Source organism: Citrobacter freundii complex sp. CFNIH2, assembly GCF_002880615.1.
In the GTDB taxonomy this organism is placed as follows: Bacteria; Pseudomonadota; Gammaproteobacteria; order Enterobacterales; family Enterobacteriaceae; genus Citrobacter_A; species Citrobacter_A amalonaticus_F.
The window spans coordinates 4519635-4541311 of sequence record NZ_CP025757.1 but is presented as its reverse complement, the minus strand read 5'-3'; the positions used below and the strand labels follow the sequence as shown (position 1 = coordinate 4541311).

Sequence of the window (21677 nt, the reverse complement as noted above, 5' to 3'; positions counted from 1 at the left end):
TGCGATATGGAGCAGCTCATTGCCGGGGTCGACATTAAGACCAGAAGCACCGGCAGTGCTTGCTGCCGGTCAGATACCAGGGCGATGAGCATGGTCGCAGGGCTCATTTTTCATCCCCCTTTTCAGCTAGTGCATCGAATTTATTCTTCCATTCCGGAAATAGTTCACAACTCAGGTTATACATGGAGGTAAAGGCTGAATCGCTTTTGCGGCCGGTTTTTTTCTCGAGGCGATGGACTGGCACACCTTTAACATGCCCCTGAACATAGACGGTCAGGTCATAAATACGCGTCATCAGCAGGTCAATATGGATTTTGTCGGCATGGGCGCTGTAGCGTTTTTCTTCTACGATTTTTTCAACCTGAGCAAGTGTTTCAACCGAAAGGTTGTCATAGTCCATGCAATTGATGAGCAATTTTGTATTCGGTAGCTGAATACCGAATGCACTGTACGGAAGGAGTTCTTCCATCAGAGCAACAGTCCCCCGCATAAACTCTCTTACATCAGGAAGAATGGGTTTTGCCACGCCAACCATCGTCCCGGTAGAAGCCAGGATAATCAGCTCAGACATTACAGAGCGTGAGCCCTGTGAATCGACAATAATTACGCCATATGGACTAAAAAGAGGATGCGAAAGTGCATTTCGCAGACGAACCCTGCCATCAGGTGCATTCAGCATTGCAGTGGGAAGAAAATTACGTGGATCGTTAGAAACGATGACGTCCAGGTTCTCAATCGACGTGCGGGAGATGAGGTTTTCGGGGTTAGAAAGGTCGACCGTCTGCATCAGCAGTTCGTACAGACCACAGGGAGCTTCATAGGCCAAAGGGAAGATACTGCTGGCTGTCGGCTGCGCATGGTCGCCATCGAGCAGAAGGGTTTTTATTCCTGCATCGGCCAGAAAACCTGCGAGATTGGCAGACTGGGTAGACTTACCCTCCCCACCTTTGGTAGAAACTACAGGTATTACTTTTGTTTTTGAATGCATTTCGTCACCTGAATAACATTATTCAGATGAGAACGATTGCTCATTTTCCTGCGCTACAGGAACACGGGGATTGAAAATCCCCGTGTCCTTGGTTCGATTCCGAGTCCGGCACCACTCATTCAGAAAACCCGCCCAAAAGGCGGGTTTTTGCTTTTGGGGTTTTGGCCCATCATCAGAAACCATCCGCATTTATCTCATTTTTATTTTCCGGCCTTATAAACTAGTCAACTTACCAATACTCAGTCTCTTGATCTGTTACATTGCGATCATTCGCACAGATGCGGCCCTGGAGAAAGAGATGACAACCGATCCTTACGAAGAGATTAAAAAAGAGATACGAGTCTACGCCCATGATATGAATCACTGGTGGAAAAATCTGCAAAGTGATTCTGTTGCTGAATGGGTGCTGCTCACAAGTTTTGCATGCTGGGGAATACCGAATCGCTTTTTTCAGCTCAGTGCCTTTATGCTCACACTGATTTTCTTTGCCAGCAAATTGTCAAAATTGCATCATAAACATTCATTTATTGACTCAGAAAAACGCATTTCAAAGAAAATCAGACAAGCTCCTGTTTCAGATATTCAAAGAAGCGCGCTTTATTTACGCTTAACTAAAATCAAAAAATTCCGAAGAAATAAAAACGTTGTTTTTATCCTCAAAAGAAACTGGCGTTTTTTGGCTGGCTACCTCTATCTCACGATTTCATTTGTCTATTTATTGAACCCTGAATTTTTTACATTAGGTTAAAGGCTTAAAAATGATAAAAAACAGTTGGTATTTCATAGCAAGGACATATTTATGCTACAGGCAATTTTAAACGGGAAGGCCCGACGGGTAAGCTTACCAGGTGAAGAAACACTAAGCTGGCATTCAATATTTCAGCGTTATGAGGATCTGCTTACGGCGGCATTCTGGGGACGCATGAGTTATCTGTCTGACGCATCTCTGCAAACGGTGCTCACTTCACTACTCGGCGTTGATGTAAAAAATTGGGGAGCATTTGAGTCCATCGCTTTCTGGCCGAAGTACAATTTTCCGCCAACGATCAGTACCCACGTCGCGGAGTGGGTGAGTAAAGAGGATCGCTATGCAGAACCCGATGTTATTTTAAAATTCACTCATACCGCACTGCTTATTGAAGTGAAACCACCAGCTGGCGGGCAACAGTATAAACAACAATGGTACAAAGAGATCTACGGCTGGCAAAACAGTGAGGATAAAAAACCTGCCCTGCACTTTTTAGCACTGGGAAATCTGCCGGAAAAGCATTCAGCATGGTTTGCCGAACTCAAACACAATTTCCCTGAAGCCACGTTTCACGGGCTGGAATGGCGTACGGTCAGGGAAAAAATTCAATATCCTGAGACGGCATGGGCATCACAACAAGAAAGAAGAATTATCCAGGATTGTCTGAATGCACTTGCCCTGTACAAGGTCAGCTCCCCTCTCCAGTCCTGGCAACCGCTTTTAGACTATTTGTCGTCACAATATCTCCCTACCACCTTCTCTTTTTTTACAGGAAACCATCATGTCTGATCCTTTTATTGCTGTCAGGCAAGCACATCGGATTTGTGCTGCTTATTATCAACAACTCTTCCCTTTACTGAATGAAACCGCACAAAAACTGGATACCACATTCCTGAGCTGGAACACATGGAGTTTTAATAAGCCGCCGCAATCAAACAAAAACCCTTTTGAGTCATGGAAATGGGACTACCTTCCCATCATGGACGTTTCATTTGTTTTCAGTCGGCAACAAGAACCTGGAACGCCTATGACAACAAAGGATTACGTTCTCGATTTTAAACTGGTCACTGATAGTGAACTTCTCTACGAGCAGCGCCTAAAACACTATGGCAAAGACAATGAACCGCTTGCTACTGAGCTAGAAATCTCTGCTCAAGAAGCCAAAAGTTATCTCTGCATTTATCTTTTTTCACCGACTCGAAATGATGCGGCTTACGACGCGCCTTATACCCTTTGGGAAAGTTATGAAGGCTATCCGGAAACAGATAAGGGTATCTATTTTTCTGACAATAACGGTATTAAGGGAACGGGGATTTTATTACCCCTTCATACGCTAGCTCAGGAAAAAGGAAGTGAATGGCTGGTTGATAAGATTAATACGCAGTTGGCGCATCTGCTGTCAGATACAGAGAGTTAACAACAAAATAGTTGCCCGTTGAAACCAAGTTTCACGGGCATCTGATAAGCAGACTCATCGCAGATGTAATACAGCGTTAAAAAGTGTTAAGTATTACTCGAGTTCTTAGCGGCGAAATACGTTTCATTTGCTCTCCTTGCGCAAGGTATGAACAAAATGGACGGAAGGCAATAGTGATTACGCGCGGACATTACCATTTTATTGGGATTTTTCCTAATATCTCGCGAGATAATAAGCAGCATTTTACATATTCTCAGCGTTATCTAATTGACTTTCCGGTCATTGTTGCAAATGAAAATACCCCTTGTTAGAATGCCAATCAATATCTGTAGAGTCCTTTGACAAAAACCACTGATGGTGCTTTTGCATTTTATTTCTTATAACCTGACCATATTTCTCCAGCGGAAGAAGTAGGTGTCTGACTTTATAAATTGAAATGCCACACAGATCGGCAAGCTCTCTGGTCGACAGGCCCTGGGTACTGTGATCTTTTAATAGATTGAGAATAAAAACTTGTTCCGGCCCCCTGATCATCGGCAGGTCACTTATTCCCATTTCCGCCGCTAACATCTGCAGATTGTCATGAGGTACGTTGTAGCCTGGATGTGCTGCACCCGGGTTATATGAACACAGCGAGAGTTTCATTGCAGACTCCTGGATTTTGAAGGTGTTAGCAGTATGCGTTCTCCTGATTCAGCCAGCAACATTAGCTTGAAATGAATGTAAATACAGGATTTTTATCTAACATTCACGTCGTTTTATTAAGAGAAGACTGTATGTTAGAGAAAAGCAGGGTTTAGGGTGGAGATGAACATGAGGTTCGACATTGAGGGATTTATCACTTTTGATACGGAGGATGCGTCTCTCGTTAACCTGTTGACTGGAGATTGCGTTGAATTATCCCAAACCTCTACGCGCCTGTTGGCGGAATTGCTCAATCATCAAGGCGATATCCTTTCGAGAAATGAAATCTTTCAGACTGTTTTTGATAAATATGGTGCCAGAGCGTCAAATAGTAATCTAAATCAATATATCTCAACATTGCGTAGAAATCTGAGCGATCTGGGTATCGCAAAAGAAATCATTGTCACGGTTCCCCGTATTGGTTTCAAAATAGCGGAAGATGCCATTATCAATAACGATCGTGAGTATCGAACGCCCTTCCTCGAAGAAAAGGAGCCGGAGGCTCCGCCGGTTGAGCCGCAGAAACTCTGTCTTAAGCGGTTTACCCGCATAATCGCCCTGGCTATCGCCTTCCTTCTGCTCATAATAAATCCAGATTCATTCAGAGCCGACACCGATATAAAAAAACTGGTTCAGGGGCAGTGCGTCATTTTTATGCCCTCCTCACTCTCATTACGAGAGGTGACACAGAGCTTTGATTTTGTCCCGCAACCATTCGATTGCTCCCAGCAAAAGGAGTTGTACGTTTACAAGCAACAGGTACAAGGTGCCCTGGGTGATATTGTGCAATTGTTACTCATTAAATGTGATAAAGACAGTTGCATGAGTTTTTATTACAGAGAAAAAAATAATGCCTAAACAAGCCATTTTTCTTTTGATCGGTGTCGGCCTGTTATTGATCGGCGCGGTTTACTGTTTTACCCGGCCCCCGGTTTTCTCTTGCGAGTCGCAGTTTTCTGTTATCCAGAGTATCAACAACGACAACATTCGCGCCGAAGGGCTAATTTTTGTTCACATGACGGATGAGCAACTTCTTATCAATATTGACGGGCTGCTCACACATAATGAAAAAAAGTATTTAATCTCGCGCACGCTCAAAATGAAATATGAAACATACAATGCCAATGCGCATCTATATAAGATAATGAGCGTCAAAACCATACATGATAATACTGATAATGTTGATGATGAGATTGCTAATAGTTTGTTGTTTGGCAAAGGTCCGAACGACAAGATAATTTTCCTAAAAAAAGTCAATAATAATGTCATACTATTTGGTAACCACGTATTCCCGCAATATGGTTGCAAACGAGATTAATTAGCGTGGTTTTCTTTAACGAAGCACAGCGAAAGTTAAATGTCTCATTATATGAATATAAAATTAATAGAATCACTGGCTTGCATCTCAAAAATAATAGACATGATTAACCCCAGGCTTAACCTGCATCATGTCAGAACGGCATTCATCGCCTGGCACCTGGCCAGGGTATCCCGGTTCACACCTGCACAGTGCAGAAAAACGCTGCTGGCGGCCCTGCTTCATGATATCGGAGGACTGAACGAAGAATCGCGCCTTCAGCCTCTCAGCTATTACGACAATGAACTCAATAACCACGCGGCCGTCGGTGCTGAATTACTGGCCAGCGTCCCTTTACTGAACCCGTTAAGTTCGATTGTTCGCTATCACCACACCCACTGGGACAATGGAAAAGGCGACCACGTTAACGGTGAAAAAGTGCCCAGAGAGAGCCATGTCGTTTATCTGGCGGATCGTCTGGATGTTTTAATCGCCCATTACCGCTCCAGCGATATAATATCGGCAAAAGATGAAATTATTAATATTATTGTTGGCGGCGAACATATTCTGTATAACCCCGAATTTATCAACGCATTCAGAAAAATAGCAAATTGCGAACACTTCTGGTTAAAAATTAAATCCACAGAGTTCGACGATTACATCCAGGACATTCCCCGCATCCATAACGACTCCATCTCTTTGCATAACTTTCGCGATATCGCCAACATGCTGGCGTTTATTATTGATGGGTTCAGCCAGAACGGCGTCCAGCACTCCCTGGTTGTCGGCCGTATATCCGGTTACCTGGCCCGGGAAATGGGGATTCCCCCGGTCCAGTGCCTGAAAATCGAAATAGGTGGCTTGTTGCATAACCTGACATCCCTGGCGCTGTGTGCCGCTCCGGCACATACCGGGGAAGATAATGCCATCTGGGGTGAACTCTATCCGATTGAAGCCATTCGGGATATTGCCCGCTGGTGTCAGATTCAAAAAACAGTAGTTGCAACCGCCGCACATCCTCCGGAAGTGAGGATTCTGAAGGCCAGCATCTGGCTGGCGTCGCTGTTGCAGGGCGTCACGCTGTCATCGGAATTTAAAGCGCGCGTCGGGGAAACGGCAGAAATCGCCCCTGAGCTGGCGGACATTGTGCGGCAAAATAGCGAGGTTTTACTGCAAATTTTTCAGGAGTCGGTCAAAGAGCGACGCGCCCTGGTCCAGAGAATTAACCAACTTGGCCTGACCTGAACCGCGAGATGCCATTCTCGCGGTTCCCGTTATCAGGCGGACAAACCACCGTCCAGCACCAGCGTCTGACCGGTGAGATAGCTACTCCCTTCCCCGGTCAGGAATGCGACCGCGCGGGCGACGTCCTGCGTGCGTCCGAGACGGCGCAGCGGAATATTCTGTCGCATGGTTTTCAATCGGGCTTCCGGAATGGCCTGAACCATCTCGCCTTCAATTAAACCCGGCGCCAGACAATTCACCCGAATGCCAAAACGCCCCACTTCTCGCGCCAGCGAATGCGTCAGGCCAATCATCGCCGCTTTGCTCGCGGCATAGGCCGTCTGTCCGCTGTTGCCTTTAATGGCCGTCACGGACGACATAAACACAATCGAGCCACTGCCCTGGGTCATCATGGCGGGCAGCAGGATGCGATTCCAGTTCACCACCGCGACCAGATTGTTTCCCAGCACCTCCTGCCAGTCGCGCGCGTTCTGATGGATGTGCAGCGCGTCATTGGTCATACCGGCGTTATGGATGATGGCGGCGGGCGCGCCATGCGCCTCGAGCAGCGACATGGCTAACGGCTCGACGCTGGCTTCATCGCTGCCGTCACAGCGAACGCCCTTCACCCAGGTCGACGTACTCTGGCTTTGCGCGATATCCAGCGTACGAGCGATCCCGGCCTCGTTGCGACCGGTAAAGACAATATTCCATTCAGGCAACAGGTGACTCACCAGTGCCTGGCCGATTCCCCGACTGCCGCCGGTGATGAGCATCCATTTCCTCGCCATATCAACCTGCCATTTCCTGCGCAATACGCTGGCTGAGTTCGCGAAGCGTCATGGTGGGATTTTTCATAAACATTTCAGGATTGAGCGTGACGTTAAATTCACGCTTCGCCAGTACCATCAGTTCAACGTAGTCGAGACTGTCCAGCTCCAGTTCAGGCAGCGTCGTCTCTGGCGTCAGCGCCTCCGGCGCCAGGTCTTTGGCATCACAGATCATTTCACTGATTTTGTTGTAGATCATTTCATGCTGGCTCATTCGATTTTCCTTTTGTCAGCGCGCCGACTTTTAGCGTCACGGCATTGCTAATGTAGTGATGTTGATAACAGGTTCGCGCGGCGATTCGCACCACCACCGCGCCACTCGCAAGATCGCCAACCACCAGGGCAGGCAACGTGTCGATCTCAAGATGTTCCGGCAGCGACTCTGCTCGCCAGGAGGCCAGCAGATGACTGTCGAAAATGACTTCCTGATGGGTCTGAACCACGGGAAAGAGAGTAAACAGCGCATCCAGCGTCCGACACGTCGGCAGCATGGAGGCAATGGCCTGCTGGCGTAACAGCGCGGTATCCTGAAGAAGATGACGAAACAACAGGGCGTCGAGAAAATGCCATTGCTGAGCGTCGGGCAGCAGCGGCATGAACGCCTGATGCAGCGTGGCCAGCGCCGACGAATCCAGTACCCGTTGACTTTCGCCATCGACGAGCGGCAGGTGTTTTTCCGGCGTGAGCTGGCAGGAAAGGCAGGCCTCTTCGGCAGAGAATTCGCGCACCGATGCCGCAACCCGCTTAGTCGCATCGCGCGTCAGGCGATAAGCGGTATCCCGCCACAGCGGTCGGCGCAGACGCACGGTACATTTCAGAAACGGGGCGTCGTCAACCGGGGGGCTGATAAACCGTTTTACGTCCAGCAAAGCACGCATGCCATGCACGCTGAGTCCGCTTCCGCCCTGCGCTTTGACCCACGCCTCGTCGAAATGTACCGGGTTGTAATCGCCCGAAAACGCGGCCCAGCGCCGGGCATCCTGTTGGCCATAATGAAGGGGCGTCATACGTGCTTCTCCAGAATCAACGCCGCATTCGCGCCACCAAAGCCGAAACTCAGGTTCAACGTGCGACGGACATTGCCCGCACGATGGCCTTCAACCACATAATCCAGATCGCAGCATTCATCCGCCTGCTGGAAATTGGCCGTTGCGGGAATGATGCCGTTGGCGATCGCCTGCAGACAGACAATGCTCTCGAAGGTGCCTGCCGCGGAAATTAAGTGCCCGGAGTACGATTTCGTACTGGAAACCGGAATGGACCACACCGCGTCCCCTAACGCCATTTTTAGCGACTGCGTTTCATTGATATCGTTCAGCGGCGTCGAGGTACCGTGCGCGTTGATGTAGTCGAGTTGATCCGGTTCCAGTTCCGCCTGTTGCAGCGCGTGGGTAATGGTTTGTACGCGGGCAAGACAGTCTTCCGCCGGTGAGGTGAAATCCCAGGCATCAGAGAAGTTGGCGTAGCCGGTAATCTCGCCGAGAATGGTAGCGCCGCGTGCCAGCGCCCCTTCGAGCTCTTCCAGACACAGCACTGCCGCCCCTTCCGATAACACAAAACCGCTACGATGGGCGCTGAATGGACAACTGGCGCGCTGCGGATCCGACGCTTCCTTGCTCAGTGCGCCCAGCACGTCAATGTTCCACACCGCGCAGTGGCTGGTGAGAGATTCTCCGGCACCGGCCAGCATCATTTTCGCCCTGCCGCTGCGGATCACCTCGTAAGCGTCGCCAATGGCGATCGTCCCCGTCGCGCAGGCGGCAACCACCGTGTTCTGATAGCCATTGAGTCCCCAGAACTGGCTGCAGGCTGCGGTGGTAACGCTGGGCATCGAGTAAAAACAGTTAAACGGCGAGGCGACGCCCGTGGTCGCAAACTCACTTTGCGCGTCGTAGCTTTCGTCCAGTCCGCCCCAGCCGGTCCCCATGATCACGCCGCAGTCGAGCGTGCTGTAGTATTCCTGCGGCGGCCTGACGCCAAAGGCCATCGTCATTGCCTGACGCGCCGCGCCGACGGTCAGCCGGGCAAAGCGCGGCAGCCGACGACGAATAACCGCAGGAACACCCGCCAGGCTCGGTTCGTTATCCACCAGCCCGAGAAAATGGGTGTTGATGTTCAGCGCCGTTTTATCGACGTAGCGATAGCCCAGACGGTTATCCATCATCGCCTGCCAGCTCTCATCAGCCGTCGCGCCAAGTGGGGTCACGGCGCCATACCCGGTAACGACGGCCCGCTTAAATTCATTATTCGGCTTCATGTTGCATCATCCTGTATTGCGTTTCGCCACCCCCTTGCGCCAGCCAGAGCTGCAACGTGGCGTAGAGGTAGTCGTATTGAGTTTGTGCGAGGGCGTTCTCTAACGTCAACCGATCGTCCTGCGCGTTCAACAACGTCTGAAAATCCACGGCGCCCGCGCGATAGCGGCTTTCCGTCAGGGTTAAACGCCGCTGGCTGAGGACCAGCGACTGGTGAAGTCGCGTGCGCTGCTCATCAGCGCTCAGGCGGTTTTCCATCGCCTCATCCACTTCGGCGAGCGCGGCGTAGGCCGTCGAGCGAAAGGCTATTGCCGCCTGTTTTACCGCGAGATCCGCTTGCTTCACGGTGAGCTGTTGGGTGTTCCACTGGATAAACGGCAGCGCCAGCGTGCCGCCAATCGTGCGGATCGGATCGCTGAACCATTGGCTGAAGATCTGACTGCCGGCATTCAGTGAGGCATCAAGAGACAGTGCGGGATAAAACTGCAGCCGTGAGGCGTCGTAACCTGCAAGGGCTGCGCGCAGACGCGACTCCGCGGCCTGAATGTCCGGCCGCTGCGCGATCACCCGCAGCGGTGTTTTTTGCGCAATCGGCACCTGCTGATTTGCATCCAGCGCGGGCGATTCATCGGCATGCTGCTCTGCCGGTCTGTTGAGCAACAGCGCCAGCGCATTCCGCGTGTTCTGACGTTGCTGAACCAGCGTTCGCCACTGATTCTCTCGTTCCAGCAGGGCCTGCTGCGCCTGTAACACATCGAGCTGGCCGACCTTCCCGGCGTTAAACCATGACGTCACCTGCTGCACGGTCTGTTGCGAAATAGCCAGACCGTCACGCTGATTGCGAATCTGCTGGTTATACAGCGCGATGCGCCAGTAAAGCTGGGCGGTGGTCCCCATCGTGGTGAGTACCGTCGCGTGGTAATCCTGCTCGCTCGCTACCACTTCCCATTCGCTTTGCTCACGGGTACGCGCCAGTTTTCCCCACAGGTCCAGTTCCCAGGCGATGGTGATGCCGCTGCTGTAGTTTTCCTGCGCGGATGTTCCCCGGCGCACGTTTTTGCTGTTACTGGCAGAACCGCTGACCGCCACATCGGGGGTCATATTGGTGTCAGTTAACCCTGCAGCCACACGCGCCTGTTGCACGATGATGGCCGCCGCCGCGAGATCGTTATTGCTTTCCAGCACCTGTTCAATCACCCGCGACAGTCGGGGATCGCCAAAACGCTGCCAGCCGTATTCCGACACCGTGTCGGTAGCCGGTTGCCATTGAGTGGGCAATGACAGCAGCGGACGCTGGTAGTCGCTACGGGTCTGTGAGCTACAACCCGCGAGCAACAAAAGTGCGAGCAACACAAGCCGTCTTTTCATTCGCGAGCCAGCGCCTCCGTTGGGTTGAGGCGAGCAGCCCTGCGCGCCGGGAAATAGCCAAACGTCAGGCCGATCAGGGCAGAAAACCCACAGGCCATCAGCACCGGAAACGCCGTGAACACCATTGAGAACGCATCGGTCGCGAGAGCAAAAAGATGCCCCGCCACCCACGAACCGAACACGCCCAGCAGGCCTCCGAGGGCGCAGATCATCACGGCCTCAATCAGAAACTGGTTCATGATGTCCGAGGGACGCGCGCCAACGGATAAGCGGATGCCGATTTCATGGGTTCGTTCGGTCACCGACACCAGCATGATGTTCATCACCCCGACGCCGCCCACCAGCAGGGAGATCGCCGCAATGGCGGTAATCAACAACGACATAGAGTCAGAGGTCTTTTGCAGCGCGTTCGCCAGCTGATCGTCGGTCTGGATAAAGAAGTCCTTCCGGCCATGTTCCCGCAGCAGATGACGTTCCGCCCGCTGCGCCGCCTCATGCGGTTCCAGCGGCGGTTGAAAACGCAGAATCAACGATTCCAGCGGCTTTTCGCCGGTGAGTCGCTGCTGTAATGAGGTATGCGGAACCCAGGCGGTCATGAATCCGCCCACCACTTTCGGGCCGGGCCGTGTCGCCACGCCGATCACCCGCCACGGCGCGCCGCCAATCTGGACGATCTCGTCAAGCGGATTTTCTCCACCGGGAAACAGCGTATCGCGCCCGGTCTCATCGAGGATCAACACCGGTTCGCCTTCCGCGACGTCGCGTGCGGTAAAGCCATTTCCCTGCACAAAACGCAGCCCTTGCAGGGCGAAAAAGTCTTGTGACACGCCGGAGAGCATCATGGAGGAGTCGAGCCCTTTGCGAACCGCGAGCGTGGTGCTGCTGACCACCGGCGAGACACCGATGACCCACGGCAGCGCCTGCAAACTGCGCACATCATCCATCGACAATGCGCGCTCCATATCCGGGCGCTTGCTGCCCCACCCCGTGCCGGGATGGATCTCCAGCGTGGTGCTTCCCAGTTTGCCAATCTCGCTCATGATCGCCTGCCGTGCGCCTTCGCCTACCGCCATCGAGGACACCACCGACGCAATGCCAATAATGATCCCCAGCATGGAGAGAAACGCGCGCATCCGGTGCCCGAGCAGCGAACGCCAGGCCATGCGGACCGCCTCATGAAGACGGCGACCCAGCGAGGCGCGTCCGTTATCCTGCTCCCCCAGCGCAATCGGACGACGAACGGCAGCGTGCTGAACGTCGCGAATGATCCGCCCGTCGCTGATCTCAATCATTCTCTGCGCCTGCCGGGCAACGTCGCGATCGTGGGTGACGATGATGACCGTGTGCCCCGCCGCATGTAGCTGGTGCAACACATCCATTAGCGCCTTGCCGCTGACGCTGTCGAGTGCACCGGTGGGTTCATCCGCGAGGATGATATGCGCACCGTTGATCAGCGCCCGACAGATGCTCACGCGCTGCTGTTGCCCACCCGAAAGCTGAGCGGGTCGGTGCTGGAGCCGGTTTTCCAGGCCAAGCTGACGTGCAAGACGCTGGGTGCGCGCATTGCGCTCTTGCGCTGACATCGCGGTGTACAGCGCGGGAATGGCGATATTCTCTTCCGCCGTCAGATACGGCATCAGGTGATAGCGCTGAAATATAAACCCCAGATAACGGCTGCGCAGATCGGCCAGGTGCAGGCTGTCGGCATCATGTACCGGCGTTCCGTTGATCAGCACTTCGCCGGAAGAAGGCTTGTCCAGGCAGCCGATGATGTTCATCAGCGTGGACTTCCCCGACCCCGAGGCGCCCACAATCGCCACCATCTCACCGCCGTGGATGGTCAGTGAAATGTCGCTCAGCACCGCAAGCGTCTCGCTTCCCGCGCTGAATGTCCGGCAAACCTGGCGTAAGACGATAATCGGTTCCATCCGCTATCCCCGCACCGTGTCCTGCGCCAGCACCACGCGATCGCCAGCCTGCAATCCCTCCAGCACCTCGGCGTACTGTCGATCGTTGATCCCGATGCGGATGGTGCGGGTGCGCGTTTTCCCGTTTTCAACGGTCGTGATGGTGTAGCGCTCGGTATCCAGCGCCTGCCCGAGTGCTGCGACCGGCACGCGCAATACGTTCTTTGCTTCGGCAATCTGAATAAATACCTGCGCCGTCATCGACGTTTTGAGCTCTCGCTCAGCGTTAGGCACTTCAAAGGTGCCGGTGTAGTACACCGCCATTGCCTGTTGATTACCGCCCATGCCGCTCTCACCGGGCGCTTCCAGCGCTTCCTGCGGCGCAGGCTGCACGAAGCCCATCGTACTGGCGTAGCGTTTATCCGGATTGGCGATAACGTAGAAGCGCAGCGGCTGACCCGGACGGATTTTTTGCACGTCGGCTTCCGAGATACGCGTTTGCACCTGCATGGTGTCGAGATCCGCCAGCACCAGAATGGTCGGCGCCGTTTGCGAGGAGACGATGGTCTGCCCCTCCCGGGTGACGATACCCAGCACTTCGCCGTCGATGGGCGCCACAATGCGGGTATAGCTGAGGTTGGCCTGCGCCGTTTTCACCGCCATCTCCGCCTGCACAATCTGCGCATCGCTCACGTCAATTTGCTGCACCTGCGCATCGTATTGCGCCTTCGCCTGCTCGTATTCACTGCGCACGGCAGAACCGTCACGCAGCATCATGCGCTGGCGGTTCAGTTCCTGACGATAACGTAACAGCGTCGCCTGCGCCGACAGCTTTTGCGCTTTAGCGCTGGCCAGTTGTGCACGCGTGTTGTTCAGATCAGACTCCTGCAAAGTGGGGTCAATTTCCGCCAGCAGTTGGCCTTTTTGCACCTTCTCGCCCTGGCGCACGTACAGCTTGCGCAACTGTCCGTTGACCTGCGCGCCGACGTTAACCTGCACCGCCGGTTTCAGAACCCCCGTTACCAGCACCACCTTTTCGATGTCGCCCGTGCCAATGGTCTCCAGCGGTAAATTCTCCTGCGGCGCGGTCGACGCCAGCGTCGCCCACGTGCCACCAACCGCAACGGCCAGCGCCAGTGCGCCGCCGATCAGCAGCCAACGCGATTTCGGCGTCATACCTTGACCTCCAGCGGGCTGAGCTTGCCGTCGGTCAGTTGATAAACCCGCTGAAACCGCGACAGAATCGCGTCGCTGTGGGTGACCACAATCAGTGACTTACCGGCGTTCTGGCAATGCGCGTGAATCGCCGCCATCACAATGGCCGCCGTATCGTCGTCAAGATTGGCGGTCGGCTCGTCAAGCAACAACACCGGACGCGAACTGTACAGCGCGCGCGCCAGCAATAACCGCTGACGCTGGCCGAGCGACAGCGCCGCATGGCTTTCGCGGATCAGGGCGTCAATACCGCCCGGTAATCCGCGTACCACCTCGCCCAGCGCGAGGGAATCGAGCAATGCCTCAATCCGCCCACGATCGCGTTCGCGGTAGTGCGCGTCGAACAACGTAATGTTTTCGCGAACCGAGGCATTAAACAGAATGTCCTCCTGACTTTGCAGACAGACAAACTGCGCCAGTTGTTGCGCAGTCAGCGCCGTGTCTGCGGCATAACAGCCCCCCGCCTGCGGAGAAAATAGTCCGGCAATCAGGCGGAGTAAGGTGCTCTTACCCGCACCGGATTCACCGACAATCGCAATCTGATCGCCCGCGCGCAGCGACAGCGAAACCGACGACAGCACCGGCCTGGCGGGATCGTAGCCATAGCACAACGACGCAAACGTCAGGTCCGGCGCCGTATCGGCGGGAAGTTGCGCTGCCTGCGAAACAGGCGCTGCCTCGTCCTGTGGCGCAAACAGCGCATGGGCGCGGGTGTCGATTACGTTCAACTGCGATTTCTGGATGATGGCGTAGAAGATCCGCGTGACGTAGGAGGTGAAGATTTGCCGCAGGAAGCTATAGGCAAAAAAATCGCCCAGTGAGATCAGTTTGCTGTGCACCATCGGCAGAACCACCAGCATAAACACCACCATTTCCAGGCTCCCGGTGAGCTGATACAGCCCCTCTTTCACCTGCTGATAGACCTTCTGGCGTTGCAAACACGAAAACAGATCGCGACTGAAGCCGGCGAATTGCCCCTGGCGCTGCCCTTCCAGTCCGGCGGTTTTGACGGTCAAAATGCCCTGAATGGTCTCCATGAAAAAATCGTTCAGGGTGGCGCTTTTCAGCTGCAGTTGCTGGGTGAACCAGCGGTCGCGGATCACCGCCCAGACGCTGATGATCCCCATTACCGTCACGCCGACGGCGGAGATCGCCGCCAGCACGGGCGCAATCCAGAACATGATCGCCAACGCGATCGTACAGATCACCCAGTCGGAGCGCAGGCCGTTATCCAGCTCAATCTTTTGCAACAGGCCAATCTGCCAGGCCGTGAAGCGGCTGAAGATCTCCCCCGGCGCCCGTTTTTCGAAAAAACGCAGTGGGTTGTGGAGCAGACGGGAAAACCCCACGCCACTGTGGATCAGCACAAAGCGTTTGATAAAACGTTCGCTAATCACCCGCACGCCCAGCGCCATCAGTGAGGAGGCGACAAACGCCAGGATAAACCAGCCGTAGGGAAAGTCGCGGCTCTCCACGCTGGAGAAGGCCTGGTTGATGGCGTTGCTCACCATCGTCGGCATCAGAAATAGCGTCAGCGAGACGAGGAAGGTCAACAGCATCAGCCGATAGATCCCCGGCACCGCCGCGGTTTCCTGCATGCTCATCGCCCGCGGCGCGCTCTGCGCGGTTGTCGACAACGGTAAATCAGGGTCTGCGGCAAATGCCTGCTCAGGTTCGACAATCAGGGCATAGCCGCTGATCTCCTGCTTAAGCGCGGCAAACGGTAACCACTGCTCGCCAATCGCCGGGTTCATCACGCACACGTGGTTGCCTTTGCGCCAGGCCAGCAGGACATAATGACTTGCACCGTAATGCAAAATGGCCGGTAGCGGCAGGGAGCTCAGCTCATCGTGCTCAAACAGCACCGGCGTCGTCGCAATGCCCAGCCGCGCCAGAATGCGCATCAGCATATCCAGTGAGGTTCCGTGGTCAGAGGCCGGAAACCACTCGCGCAATGTTGCCAGCGAAACGGGCTGACCCTGCGTTTGTGCCAGCATCGCCACGCACGCCAGTCCGCACTCGTTGGTCTCTTCCTGAAAGATCAGATTCGGGATCGTGGTCGTCATTTTTATCATCAGTGATTAATAAAGAAGAGAGAATGGCTGTGCCAAAGGAGCCACTCCTGTGGGTATTCACGCAGCGTGGATTCAATAATGTCAGGCAGCTCGCGGGCGACGTTCTGACTGCTCACCGGCGGATGAATATGGATGCGCAGGCCGTTGTGGTAGCTGAGGTGATAAAACACCACCTGCGCCGCAATCACCCCGGAAAGGCGAACCACACCATTGTGTAACTTCGCGCTGCGGCCGAATAAACGACACGGCAGTTTCGCCGCCAGCGCCCCTTCGGCCTGTAGGGTATAGTCCGGCGAGATATCGGGAAAAATAATCATGTTCTGCCGCCCGGTAGCGACATCGGTGATGAGCGCCATCAGGCTGCCGGCCAGCGTTTTGTTCTGCTGATGAATGGAGCAATAGGAGAGGTCGATACCGCCCAGGGCACGGGTCTGCGCGTTATAGAGTTCGGCGCTGGAAGAGACCACCACGCAGGCTTTACCCGGCGTGACGCAGGCGCCGACCATCGCCGCCAGCACGTCCGACACCGTATGTAACGGCGCCAGAATGTAAGGAATGTTCTGCTGATGTAGCGGTGCGACTACGGCATCAAGTTCAGCCGCACAGGCACGGATCTGCTGGAGCAGCGCCGGGTTTTGTCCCCATGTTGCGGCCTCTTCCAGCAGGCGGCGACGCACGGCGACCCAGGCCGCGTCCACCCGGCCGGTTTGCCCGATCAGGCAGCGGGTGTTTTCGTTTGCCACCGCATTGCGTAAGCGAAATGAGCGCCCCAGCAACCGTAGCGCGCTGAGTCCTTTCGCCACGGTCAGTAATACGGGCAGCGGTAGATAGCGCATTATTTTTCGCAGCAGAATCAGCGTTCCCTGAGAAAAATTACGCTTCGCGTTATACAGCCATCCCGCACTGTTTTTAAAACTAAATACGCTCCAGACAATAAAAAATCTGACCACCGCGGTTATTTATCCTCTTTCAGCAATTGCAGCATGCGCTGCGCAAATTGAGGAAATTCACTGTCCTGGGCCACCACATAGCGTTTATTGATAATAAACATCGGCGTCGCGTTAATGTCATAGTGTGCGGTAATGGCGGCCATCGTGCTGAGACGGTTTTTAACCGCATCGCTCTGACGCAGAGTGTTAAATTTATCCACATCAATATTGTTTTTTACCAGCCAGGTATTCAGTGCCTTCTCATCGGAGAGATCGACATTGCGGGTAATAACGGCGTTATAAGCGCTATCGCGAACGTTCTTTTCAATTCCCATCTCTTCCAGCGTGGCAAAAATCGGCGCGTAAGCGGCAAGACCGCTGTCCTCACTGGCAATATGAATCGCGGTAAATGAACTGCCCGGTGGCAGGGTGCGGGAAAATTCCGCCAGATTTTCTTCGTTTGCCGCACAATAATGGCAACCGTAAGACATCACCTCGATAATACTGCGCGCGTCTTTAATCGGACTCTGTGCAATGTGTTCTGCGCTGACTTCACGAAAAGCCTGCGTTTGTGAGTGATCCGTGGCAAAGGTATTAAAGACAAAAATGTGGTAACAAAGCACCGTCATCAACGAAGAGATAACGATCAAGCACAGCGAATAGCTGATAATGGTGATGCGTTTAAATTGGGTCGCCATAGTATTCTCGCAGCGGAAAAGATAAACCTGGAGGCGCGGGTACCTCCAGGTCATAGCCAATGATTAGCGGTTCGGAACCCCACCACACTTGCTGGCATTTGCATCTTTCATTGAGGTGGTGCTGCCGTGCTTATCCGTACAGGTCGTCAGTTCCTTACAGGAGGTCACCCCCCCAATGGTGACGTTCTGATACGTTGTTTCGCAGGTTTTACAGGTTCCGCCCACAACGTTAGCCACTTCGATCGCAGTTAATTTTTTCATCTCTGTTTTCCTTACTTAGGGTTTAATGGGGTGCAATCACTTGCACCGATCGCTCGGCAAATACCACTGCCGAAAAGACGTTTCACGGGTCACGGCATAATTCCCTTGAACACCGTGAATAACGCAATGTTGTTTCTAATATTCAGTCGTTTCATTAAGTGCCGCTTGATATAGCTCAGGCGTCGGACATCGATATTCACTTCGCAGGAAATCTGCGACAGTGATTTCCCTTTGAATATCTCTTCCATCAGCCACCATTCATTACCGGAAATCGTATAATTCATTTCCCGGTGGTGCAGTCTTCTGCGGGTGTAATTCACTAATGAATAGCTAAAGCAGCATCCCTGATGTCGTTGATCTAATAATTCCTGAAAAAAAGGGGTGGTATTGGCGAGATTCTCGCTTTTCAATAACCAGTGCGCGCCTGGCAAGAGCGCATACAACGTGAAAAACAGCGGCATGTTGTGCTCGCTTAATAAAATGATCAGATTCTTGTTTTCACGCTGATAGAAATTATTCATGAGCTGCAGCGCACGAATCCGCTCACGCGGCAGGCTGTCCAAATCGCAGAGGATCCACAGGCAGCAGTCATCATTTACGCGAGTCTGTAACTGCTTGATCAACTGCGTGTAATCATCCGTTAAGGAATATAAAACGTCCGTTTGCTCCGCGAGCAAACTGGCAATCACCGTTTTGATTCCTTGCGAAAAAAAGAGATCTTTGTTGTAAAGAAAACACTGATACACCATGCCTCAATATCCTTTTGATGACGCTACTGATAGTTCAATGTGTAATTTGCCGTGGCGGTAAAAGGTCCGGTGGTCAGGGTGCCGTTTGCTAAGGCATACGGCTCGGCCTCCACAAACGCCTGGAAATTAAGCCGTAAAATGGTGTCGTTGATCGCGGCCGGACGGGTCGCCACATTCAGGCGTACAGGCGTATCGTCCTCCTCCAGCAGACCGATCCCCACGCCCCCCGCATTGCCCGGCGACGTGGCGCTGATCGCCAGTCGGTCCGCCAGATTGCCGTTGGCAATACCGCTGAACGTCACCGTGACGGAATTAAAGACGCTCGGCGTGCAATCCTCTAATTTGATCGTGAACGGAACCGGCACTGTTTTCCCGTTGATATACAATGACTTTGTCGATACTTTCCCGAAATCGACCGGCACCCGCTCTGAATCAGGCGCAATGCTGCACGGGTAGGCCATCACCACGCCGGTGAAACTGAGATCGCCACCCAGTAACTCCCCCAGCGCCCACACCGGGGCCGGAGCGAGCGTCGTCAATAAACAGGCAAAGATCATTGTTACGCGATGCATATTCCCTCCTTACTGGAATTCAGCCACAACCGTTGCCGATGCATGGAACTCGCCTTCCGGAATGACTGACGTGGTGTATTTCGCCACCGGTGCGGCAGTCAGGTTCCAGTCGCCTTCGTTATTGGCAAACCCCGGCACGTTATAGAAGGTGTTGGGTGCCACCGGGTTACCCTGACGGTCACGCAGCGCAATGCCCAGCTCGGAACGATCCGTTGTTCCCTGCGTACTCAGGTACTTGCCGTCATCAAACGCCGGATTGGCCTGCTGGATCCCCAGCTTGATATTCAGTGCGCCCTGGGCGAAGCTGCCGCCCTCGCACTTCACATGAATCGGCACATTCTGGCTGTAGTTGGTGCCGTTCAGTCGGCTACCGATCCCAGGAATGTTGCCGAAGTCGACGACGATCGGCGTCCCCTGATTAACGGTACATTTATCCGGCACGGTGATGACCCCGGAAGCGATGGTGATGCGCGACAGAGGGGTTTGCCCCATTGCGCCCGGCCCCAGGCGACCAAAGAGTTTTGCGATCTCAGAGCCTTGCAGGTTCACCCCGTTGATAATCGGTTTGGTGATCATAAAGGTCACCTTCCCCTTTGCGCCGGAGGTAAACTGGTTGTCAAGGATCGTGCTGGGCGGGTTGCAGTAGTTCTGATTGGCGTCGTTTGAGATGTTATCAAACGGTACGGTTTTATAATCTTGCAGATTCCCACCGATGTAGATCTCAATTTTAACGTCCATATAGTCATTGAGCTTGAGGTAACCCGCCGTCATTCCGGACTGCGTCAACGTCGCCTGCGACATGTAATACACCGGCTGATCCACCACTGACTGCGTACAGTACGCTCGCCCCTGGAACATCCCCGCCAGATTGAACTCATCAGTAATGGTCGCCCCGGCCTGGTTGGAGGTAATATCATGATTGCTAATATTAATCAGATAGTCATAGGTCCCATTCACCGGTTCAATTTCACCATCCAGTGCGGACCACGCCGTGCCCGACACGCCAAGCGTGCTGAGCGCCAGTAAGACCGGCCATTTTCGGCGGAACAGGCCTGACAGTTTCATTACAAATACTCCATCTTCAGACGGACCAGACTGCTAAAGTCGCCCGCGCTCACATGCAAACCGGTGGATTCCAGCGCCGCCATAAAATTCAGTTCACTGTCACCGGAATTCACCAGCCAGGGCGCATGGGTCTGACCGACATCCAGCGCATTCCCGTCCTTATCGAGCAGTCGCACGCCCGCGCCCTGAGTCGTACCGCTGGTGCGTAATAGCTGCCCGTTATTAAGATCGGATTCACCAACGAACGTCAGTTGTACCGCCTGCTCCCCGGTGCTGTAGGCTCGCCAGTCATTCCCGGTGGTTCTGGAAGCCAGACTCCCTCGCGACTGCGACGCCCCTTTCAGGCAGTCCTTCAGATGCAATTTGAAGCGTACCGGCTCGCTGCGATCGCCCGCCTGGCGAAAATTCTGCGCGCTGATCTCGCCCATCTCGACATCCTGAATGCGCCCTTGTGTCATCAGCACACAGGGAGAGGCAAACACGGAGCCGTGAAACCGGACAATGCCGCTATCTTCGCTGACATGTTCCTGAGCGCTATGCTGTGGCTGCGCTGGCACATCCGCCCCGCACTGAAATGCCACGCCCATCGCAAGGAGGGCCACAGTGGATAAAGGATTTTGCATTGTCTGGTTCCTCCTGGTTAGCCCTGCTGCGCCGGTGGAAGCGCTTTGCAGGTGTTGCCATCGCAACGAAACTTCAGCTCCGGGTGTCCGCCATAGTCGTTCACGTACATCATGGAAAACTGGCTGACGCTCCCGTCCGTCACCGCAAACTGCTGGCTCGATTTGGGTGCGATCATGATCCCTGGAAATTGGGTGATCTTTTGTCCGGCCCCTTTGGACAGCCCGAGGATCGTGACGTAGTAGGGCGTTGGGTTCTGTACGGTCATCTGGCTGCCGTTTTTATGAAACACCACCTGGTCCTGCCAGATTTCACTCCGGGTCTTCGGGATCACCGCCGCCGGGCGGTAAAACAGCTTGATGCGCGACTGCATGGCCAGTTGCAGCGTATTCGGTTTATCCGGCTTCGGCGGGATCTCCCGGACGTTGAGGTAGAACAGGCTTTCTCTGTCCTGCGGCAGCTTGTCGATCCCCGCGGTTTTGGTGACGCGCGCAATCCCTTTCTGTCCCCCGTTGATTCGCTGTAGCGGCGGTAACACAATCAGCGGCGAGGTAATCTTGTTACCCTTTTCATCCTCGACCCACGACTGGGCGAGGAAGGGAATATCCGGGCTGGTATTGGACAGATTGGCGCTCGATGATGCCTCTTTCTCCGTAATAATGACGCGGGTTCTGTCCAGAGAGACCCCCGCCTGCGCGTAGCCGCCAATCATGCTCAGCGCCCACGCCGCCATCAGATATCCGCTATGTCTTTTCTTGCTCATTTTTGGCCTTT

General features: G+C 53.8%; 24 protein-coding genes. 6 read left to right on the top strand and 18 right to left on the bottom strand.

What is annotated here, in order from left to right; translation table 11 throughout:
* Nucleotides 1-103: 103 nt before the first annotated feature.
* Nucleotides 104-988 carry a ParA family protein gene (locus WM46_RS22175; protein WP_102603347.1) on the bottom strand — a complete coding sequence of 295 codons (885 nt, stop codon included), beginning with the start codon at nt 986-988 and terminating at the stop codon, nt 104-106.
* A gap of 70 nt (nt 989-1058) precedes the next feature.
* Here WM46_RS22175 and WM46_RS22170 point away from each other — a divergent pair, with 70 nt between their 5' ends.
* The 3 genes from WM46_RS22170 to WM46_RS22160 are packed head-to-tail and all read left to right on the top strand — an operon-like array spanning nt 1059 to nt 3153.
* Nucleotides 1059-1736, top strand: a complete 678-nt coding sequence (locus WM46_RS22170; protein ID WP_262360409.1) for a hypothetical protein — start codon at nt 1059-1061, stop codon at nt 1734-1736.
* 51 nt (nt 1737-1787) lie between these two features.
* The gene (locus tag WM46_RS22165; RefSeq protein WP_102603345.1) at nt 1788-2525 is read left to right on the top strand and encodes a hypothetical protein; all 738 of its coding nucleotides are present in this window, start codon (nt 1788-1790) and stop codon (nt 2523-2525) included.
* Nucleotides 2518-3153, top strand: coding sequence for a hypothetical protein (locus WM46_RS22160; protein WP_102603344.1), 636 nt, complete (start codon nt 2518-2520; stop codon nt 3151-3153). Before WM46_RS22165 ends, WM46_RS22160 begins: the two co-directional genes overlap by 8 nt.
* A gap of 279 nt (nt 3154-3432) precedes the next feature.
* On the opposite strand, the gene WM46_RS22155 is transcribed toward WM46_RS22160, so the two are convergent.
* Nucleotides 3433-3798, bottom strand: a complete 366-nt coding sequence (locus tag WM46_RS22155) for a FaeA/PapI family transcriptional regulator (protein WP_061075490.1) — start codon at nt 3796-3798, stop codon at nt 3433-3435.
* Between the two features lie 168 nt (nt 3799-3966).
* On the opposite strand from WM46_RS22155, the gene WM46_RS22150 reads away from it, so the two are divergent.
* Genes WM46_RS22150 through WM46_RS22140 form a run of 3 tightly spaced genes read left to right on the top strand, consistent with a single transcriptional unit; the run spans nt 3967 to nt 6379 of the window.
* Nucleotides 3967-4695 carry a transcriptional regulator gene (locus tag WM46_RS22150; protein WP_102603343.1) on the top strand — a complete coding sequence of 243 codons (729 nt, stop codon included), beginning with the start codon at nt 3967-3969 and terminating at the stop codon, nt 4693-4695.
* Nucleotides 4688-5155, top strand: a complete 468-nt coding sequence (locus tag WM46_RS22145; RefSeq protein WP_102603342.1) for a FidL-like protein — start codon at nt 4688-4690, stop codon at nt 5153-5155. Before WM46_RS22150 ends, WM46_RS22145 begins: the two co-directional genes overlap by 8 nt.
* 39 nt (nt 5156-5194) lie before the next feature.
* Nucleotides 5195-6379: an HD domain-containing protein gene (locus tag WM46_RS22140; protein WP_410374615.1), complete on the top strand. Its 1185-nt coding sequence runs from the start codon at nt 5195-5197 to the stop codon at nt 6377-6379.
* A 32-nt stretch (nt 6380-6411) separates the two neighbouring features.
* Here WM46_RS22140 and WM46_RS22135 read toward each other — a convergent pair whose 3' ends face one another.
* From WM46_RS22135 to WM46_RS22060, 16 genes are all read right to left on the bottom strand, one after another.
* Entirely contained in the window at nt 6412-7149 is a 738-nt protein-coding gene (locus WM46_RS22135) for an SDR family NAD(P)-dependent oxidoreductase (protein ID WP_102603341.1), read from the bottom strand.
* A 1-nt stretch (nt 7150) separates the two neighbouring features.
* On the bottom strand, nt 7151-7402 hold the full coding sequence (locus tag WM46_RS22130) for an acyl carrier protein (protein ID WP_061075494.1): 252 nt from the start codon (nt 7400-7402) through the stop codon (nt 7151-7153).
* Nucleotides 7389-8195, bottom strand: a complete 807-nt coding sequence (locus tag WM46_RS22125; protein WP_102603340.1) for a MaoC/PaaZ C-terminal domain-containing protein — start codon at nt 8193-8195, stop codon at nt 7389-7391. Before WM46_RS22125 ends, WM46_RS22130 begins: the two co-directional genes overlap by 14 nt.
* The gene (locus WM46_RS22120; protein WP_102603339.1) at nt 8192-9445 is read right to left on the bottom strand and encodes a beta-ketoacyl-[acyl-carrier-protein] synthase family protein; all 1254 of its coding nucleotides are present in this window, start codon (nt 9443-9445) and stop codon (nt 8192-8194) included. The genes WM46_RS22125 and WM46_RS22120 overlap by 4 nt, the downstream gene beginning before the upstream one ends.
* On the bottom strand, nt 9432-10811 hold the full coding sequence (locus tag WM46_RS22115) for a TolC family protein (protein ID WP_102603338.1): 1380 nt from the start codon (nt 10809-10811) through the stop codon (nt 9432-9434). Before WM46_RS22115 ends, WM46_RS22120 begins: the two co-directional genes overlap by 14 nt.
* A complete protein-coding gene (locus WM46_RS22110) occupies nt 10808-12739 on the bottom strand; it encodes an ABC transporter permease (RefSeq protein ID WP_102603337.1) in 1932 nt (643 codons plus the stop codon). Before WM46_RS22110 ends, WM46_RS22115 begins: the two co-directional genes overlap by 4 nt.
* Nucleotides 12740-12742: 3 nt before the next feature.
* The gene (locus WM46_RS22105) at nt 12743-13894 is read right to left on the bottom strand and encodes an efflux RND transporter periplasmic adaptor subunit (protein ID WP_102603336.1); all 1152 of its coding nucleotides are present in this window, start codon (nt 13892-13894) and stop codon (nt 12743-12745) included.
* On the bottom strand, nt 13891-15999 hold the full coding sequence (locus WM46_RS22100; protein WP_102603335.1) for a peptidase domain-containing ABC transporter: 2109 nt from the start codon (nt 15997-15999) through the stop codon (nt 13891-13893). Before WM46_RS22100 ends, WM46_RS22105 begins: the two co-directional genes overlap by 4 nt.
* A gap of 8 nt (nt 16000-16007) precedes the next feature.
* Complete coding sequence (locus tag WM46_RS22095; RefSeq protein ID WP_102603334.1) at nt 16008-16958, bottom strand: ABC transporter; 951 nt, start codon at nt 16956-16958, stop codon at nt 16008-16010.
* Between the two features lie 5 nt (nt 16959-16963).
* The gene (locus WM46_RS22090; protein WP_102603333.1) at nt 16964-17635 is read right to left on the bottom strand and encodes a DsbA family protein; all 672 of its coding nucleotides are present in this window, start codon (nt 17633-17635) and stop codon (nt 16964-16966) included.
* Between the two features lie 63 nt (nt 17636-17698).
* On the bottom strand, nt 17699-17896 hold the full coding sequence (locus WM46_RS22085; RefSeq protein WP_061075503.1) for a DUF4762 family protein: 198 nt from the start codon (nt 17894-17896) through the stop codon (nt 17699-17701).
* Between the two features lie 89 nt (nt 17897-17985).
* Entirely contained in the window at nt 17986-18645 is a 660-nt protein-coding gene (locus WM46_RS22080) for a transcriptional regulator (RefSeq protein ID WP_061075504.1), read from the bottom strand.
* A 23-nt stretch (nt 18646-18668) separates the two neighbouring features.
* Nucleotides 18669-19217 (bottom strand): fimbrial protein, encoded by a 549-nt coding sequence (locus WM46_RS22075; protein WP_102603332.1) that lies wholly within the window; start codon nt 19215-19217, stop codon nt 18669-18671.
* A gap of 9 nt (nt 19218-19226) precedes the next feature.
* Nucleotides 19227-20282, bottom strand: a complete 1056-nt coding sequence (locus WM46_RS22070) for a fimbrial protein (RefSeq protein WP_061075506.1) — start codon at nt 20280-20282, stop codon at nt 19227-19229.
* Nucleotides 20282-20905, bottom strand: coding sequence for a fimbrial protein (locus WM46_RS22065; protein ID WP_061075507.1), 624 nt, complete (start codon nt 20903-20905; stop codon nt 20282-20284). Before WM46_RS22065 ends, WM46_RS22070 begins: the two co-directional genes overlap by 1 nt.
* Before the next feature lie 17 nt (nt 20906-20922).
* A complete protein-coding gene (locus tag WM46_RS22060) occupies nt 20923-21666 on the bottom strand; it encodes a molecular chaperone (RefSeq protein WP_187394413.1) in 744 nt (247 codons plus the stop codon).
* Nucleotides 21667-21677 lie beyond the last annotated feature (11 nt).

Coding starts and splice junctions, on each gene's coding strand:
- WM46_RS22080 (WP_061075504.1), bottom strand. CDS start 18,645: ATGGTGTATCAGTGTTTTCTTTACAACAAAGATCTCTTTTTTTCGCAA.
- WM46_RS22075 (WP_102603332.1), bottom strand. CDS start 19,217: ATGCATCGCGTAACAATGATCTTTGCCTGTTTATTGACGACGCTCGCT.
- WM46_RS22130 (WP_061075494.1), bottom strand. CDS start 7,402: ATGAGCCAGCATGAAATGATCTACAACAAAATCAGTGAAATGATCTGT.
- WM46_RS22085 (WP_061075503.1), bottom strand. CDS start 17,896: ATGAAAAAATTAACTGCGATCGAAGTGGCTAACGTTGTGGGCGGAACC.
- WM46_RS22120 (WP_102603339.1), bottom strand. CDS start 9,445: ATGAAGCCGAATAATGAATTTAAGCGGGCCGTCGTTACCGGGTATGGC.
- WM46_RS22070 (WP_061075506.1), bottom strand. CDS start 20,282: ATGAAACTGTCAGGCCTGTTCCGCCGAAAATGGCCGGTCTTACTGGCG.
- WM46_RS22175 (WP_102603347.1), bottom strand. CDS start 988: ATGCATTCAAAAACAAAAGTAATACCTGTAGTTTCTACCAAAGGTGGG.
- WM46_RS22105 (WP_102603336.1), bottom strand. CDS start 13,894: ATGACGCCGAAATCGCGTTGGCTGCTGATCGGCGGCGCACTGGCGCTG.
- WM46_RS22065 (WP_061075507.1), bottom strand. CDS start 20,905: ATGCAAAATCCTTTATCCACTGTGGCCCTCCTTGCGATGGGCGTGGCA.
- WM46_RS22135 (WP_102603341.1), bottom strand. CDS start 7,149: ATGGCGAGGAAATGGATGCTCATCACCGGCGGCAGTCGGGGAATCGGC.
- WM46_RS22100 (WP_102603335.1), bottom strand. CDS start 15,999: ATGACGACCACGATCCCGAATCTGATCTTTCAGGAAGAGACCAACGAG.
- WM46_RS22110 (WP_102603337.1), bottom strand. CDS start 12,739: ATGGAACCGATTATCGTCTTACGCCAGGTTTGCCGGACATTCAGCGCG.
- WM46_RS22145 (WP_102603342.1), top strand. CDS start 4,688: ATGCCTAAACAAGCCATTTTTCTTTTGATCGGTGTCGGCCTGTTATTG.
- WM46_RS22155 (WP_061075490.1), bottom strand. CDS start 3,798: ATGAAACTCTCGCTGTGTTCATATAACCCGGGTGCAGCACATCCAGGC.
- WM46_RS22165 (WP_102603345.1), top strand. CDS start 1,788: ATGCTACAGGCAATTTTAAACGGGAAGGCCCGACGGGTAAGCTTACCA.
- WM46_RS22140 (WP_410374615.1), top strand. CDS start 5,195: ATGTCTCATTATATGAATATAAAATTAATAGAATCACTGGCTTGCATC.
- WM46_RS22090 (WP_102603333.1), bottom strand. CDS start 17,635: ATGGCGACCCAATTTAAACGCATCACCATTATCAGCTATTCGCTGTGC.
- WM46_RS22150 (WP_102603343.1), top strand. CDS start 3,967: ATGAGGTTCGACATTGAGGGATTTATCACTTTTGATACGGAGGATGCG.
- WM46_RS22060 (WP_187394413.1), bottom strand. CDS start 21,666: ATGAGCAAGAAAAGACATAGCGGATATCTGATGGCGGCGTGGGCGCTG.
- WM46_RS22160 (WP_102603344.1), top strand. CDS start 2,518: ATGTCTGATCCTTTTATTGCTGTCAGGCAAGCACATCGGATTTGTGCT.
- WM46_RS22125 (WP_102603340.1), bottom strand. CDS start 8,195: ATGACGCCCCTTCATTATGGCCAACAGGATGCCCGGCGCTGGGCCGCG.
- WM46_RS22115 (WP_102603338.1), bottom strand. CDS start 10,811: ATGAAAAGACGGCTTGTGTTGCTCGCACTTTTGTTGCTCGCGGGTTGT.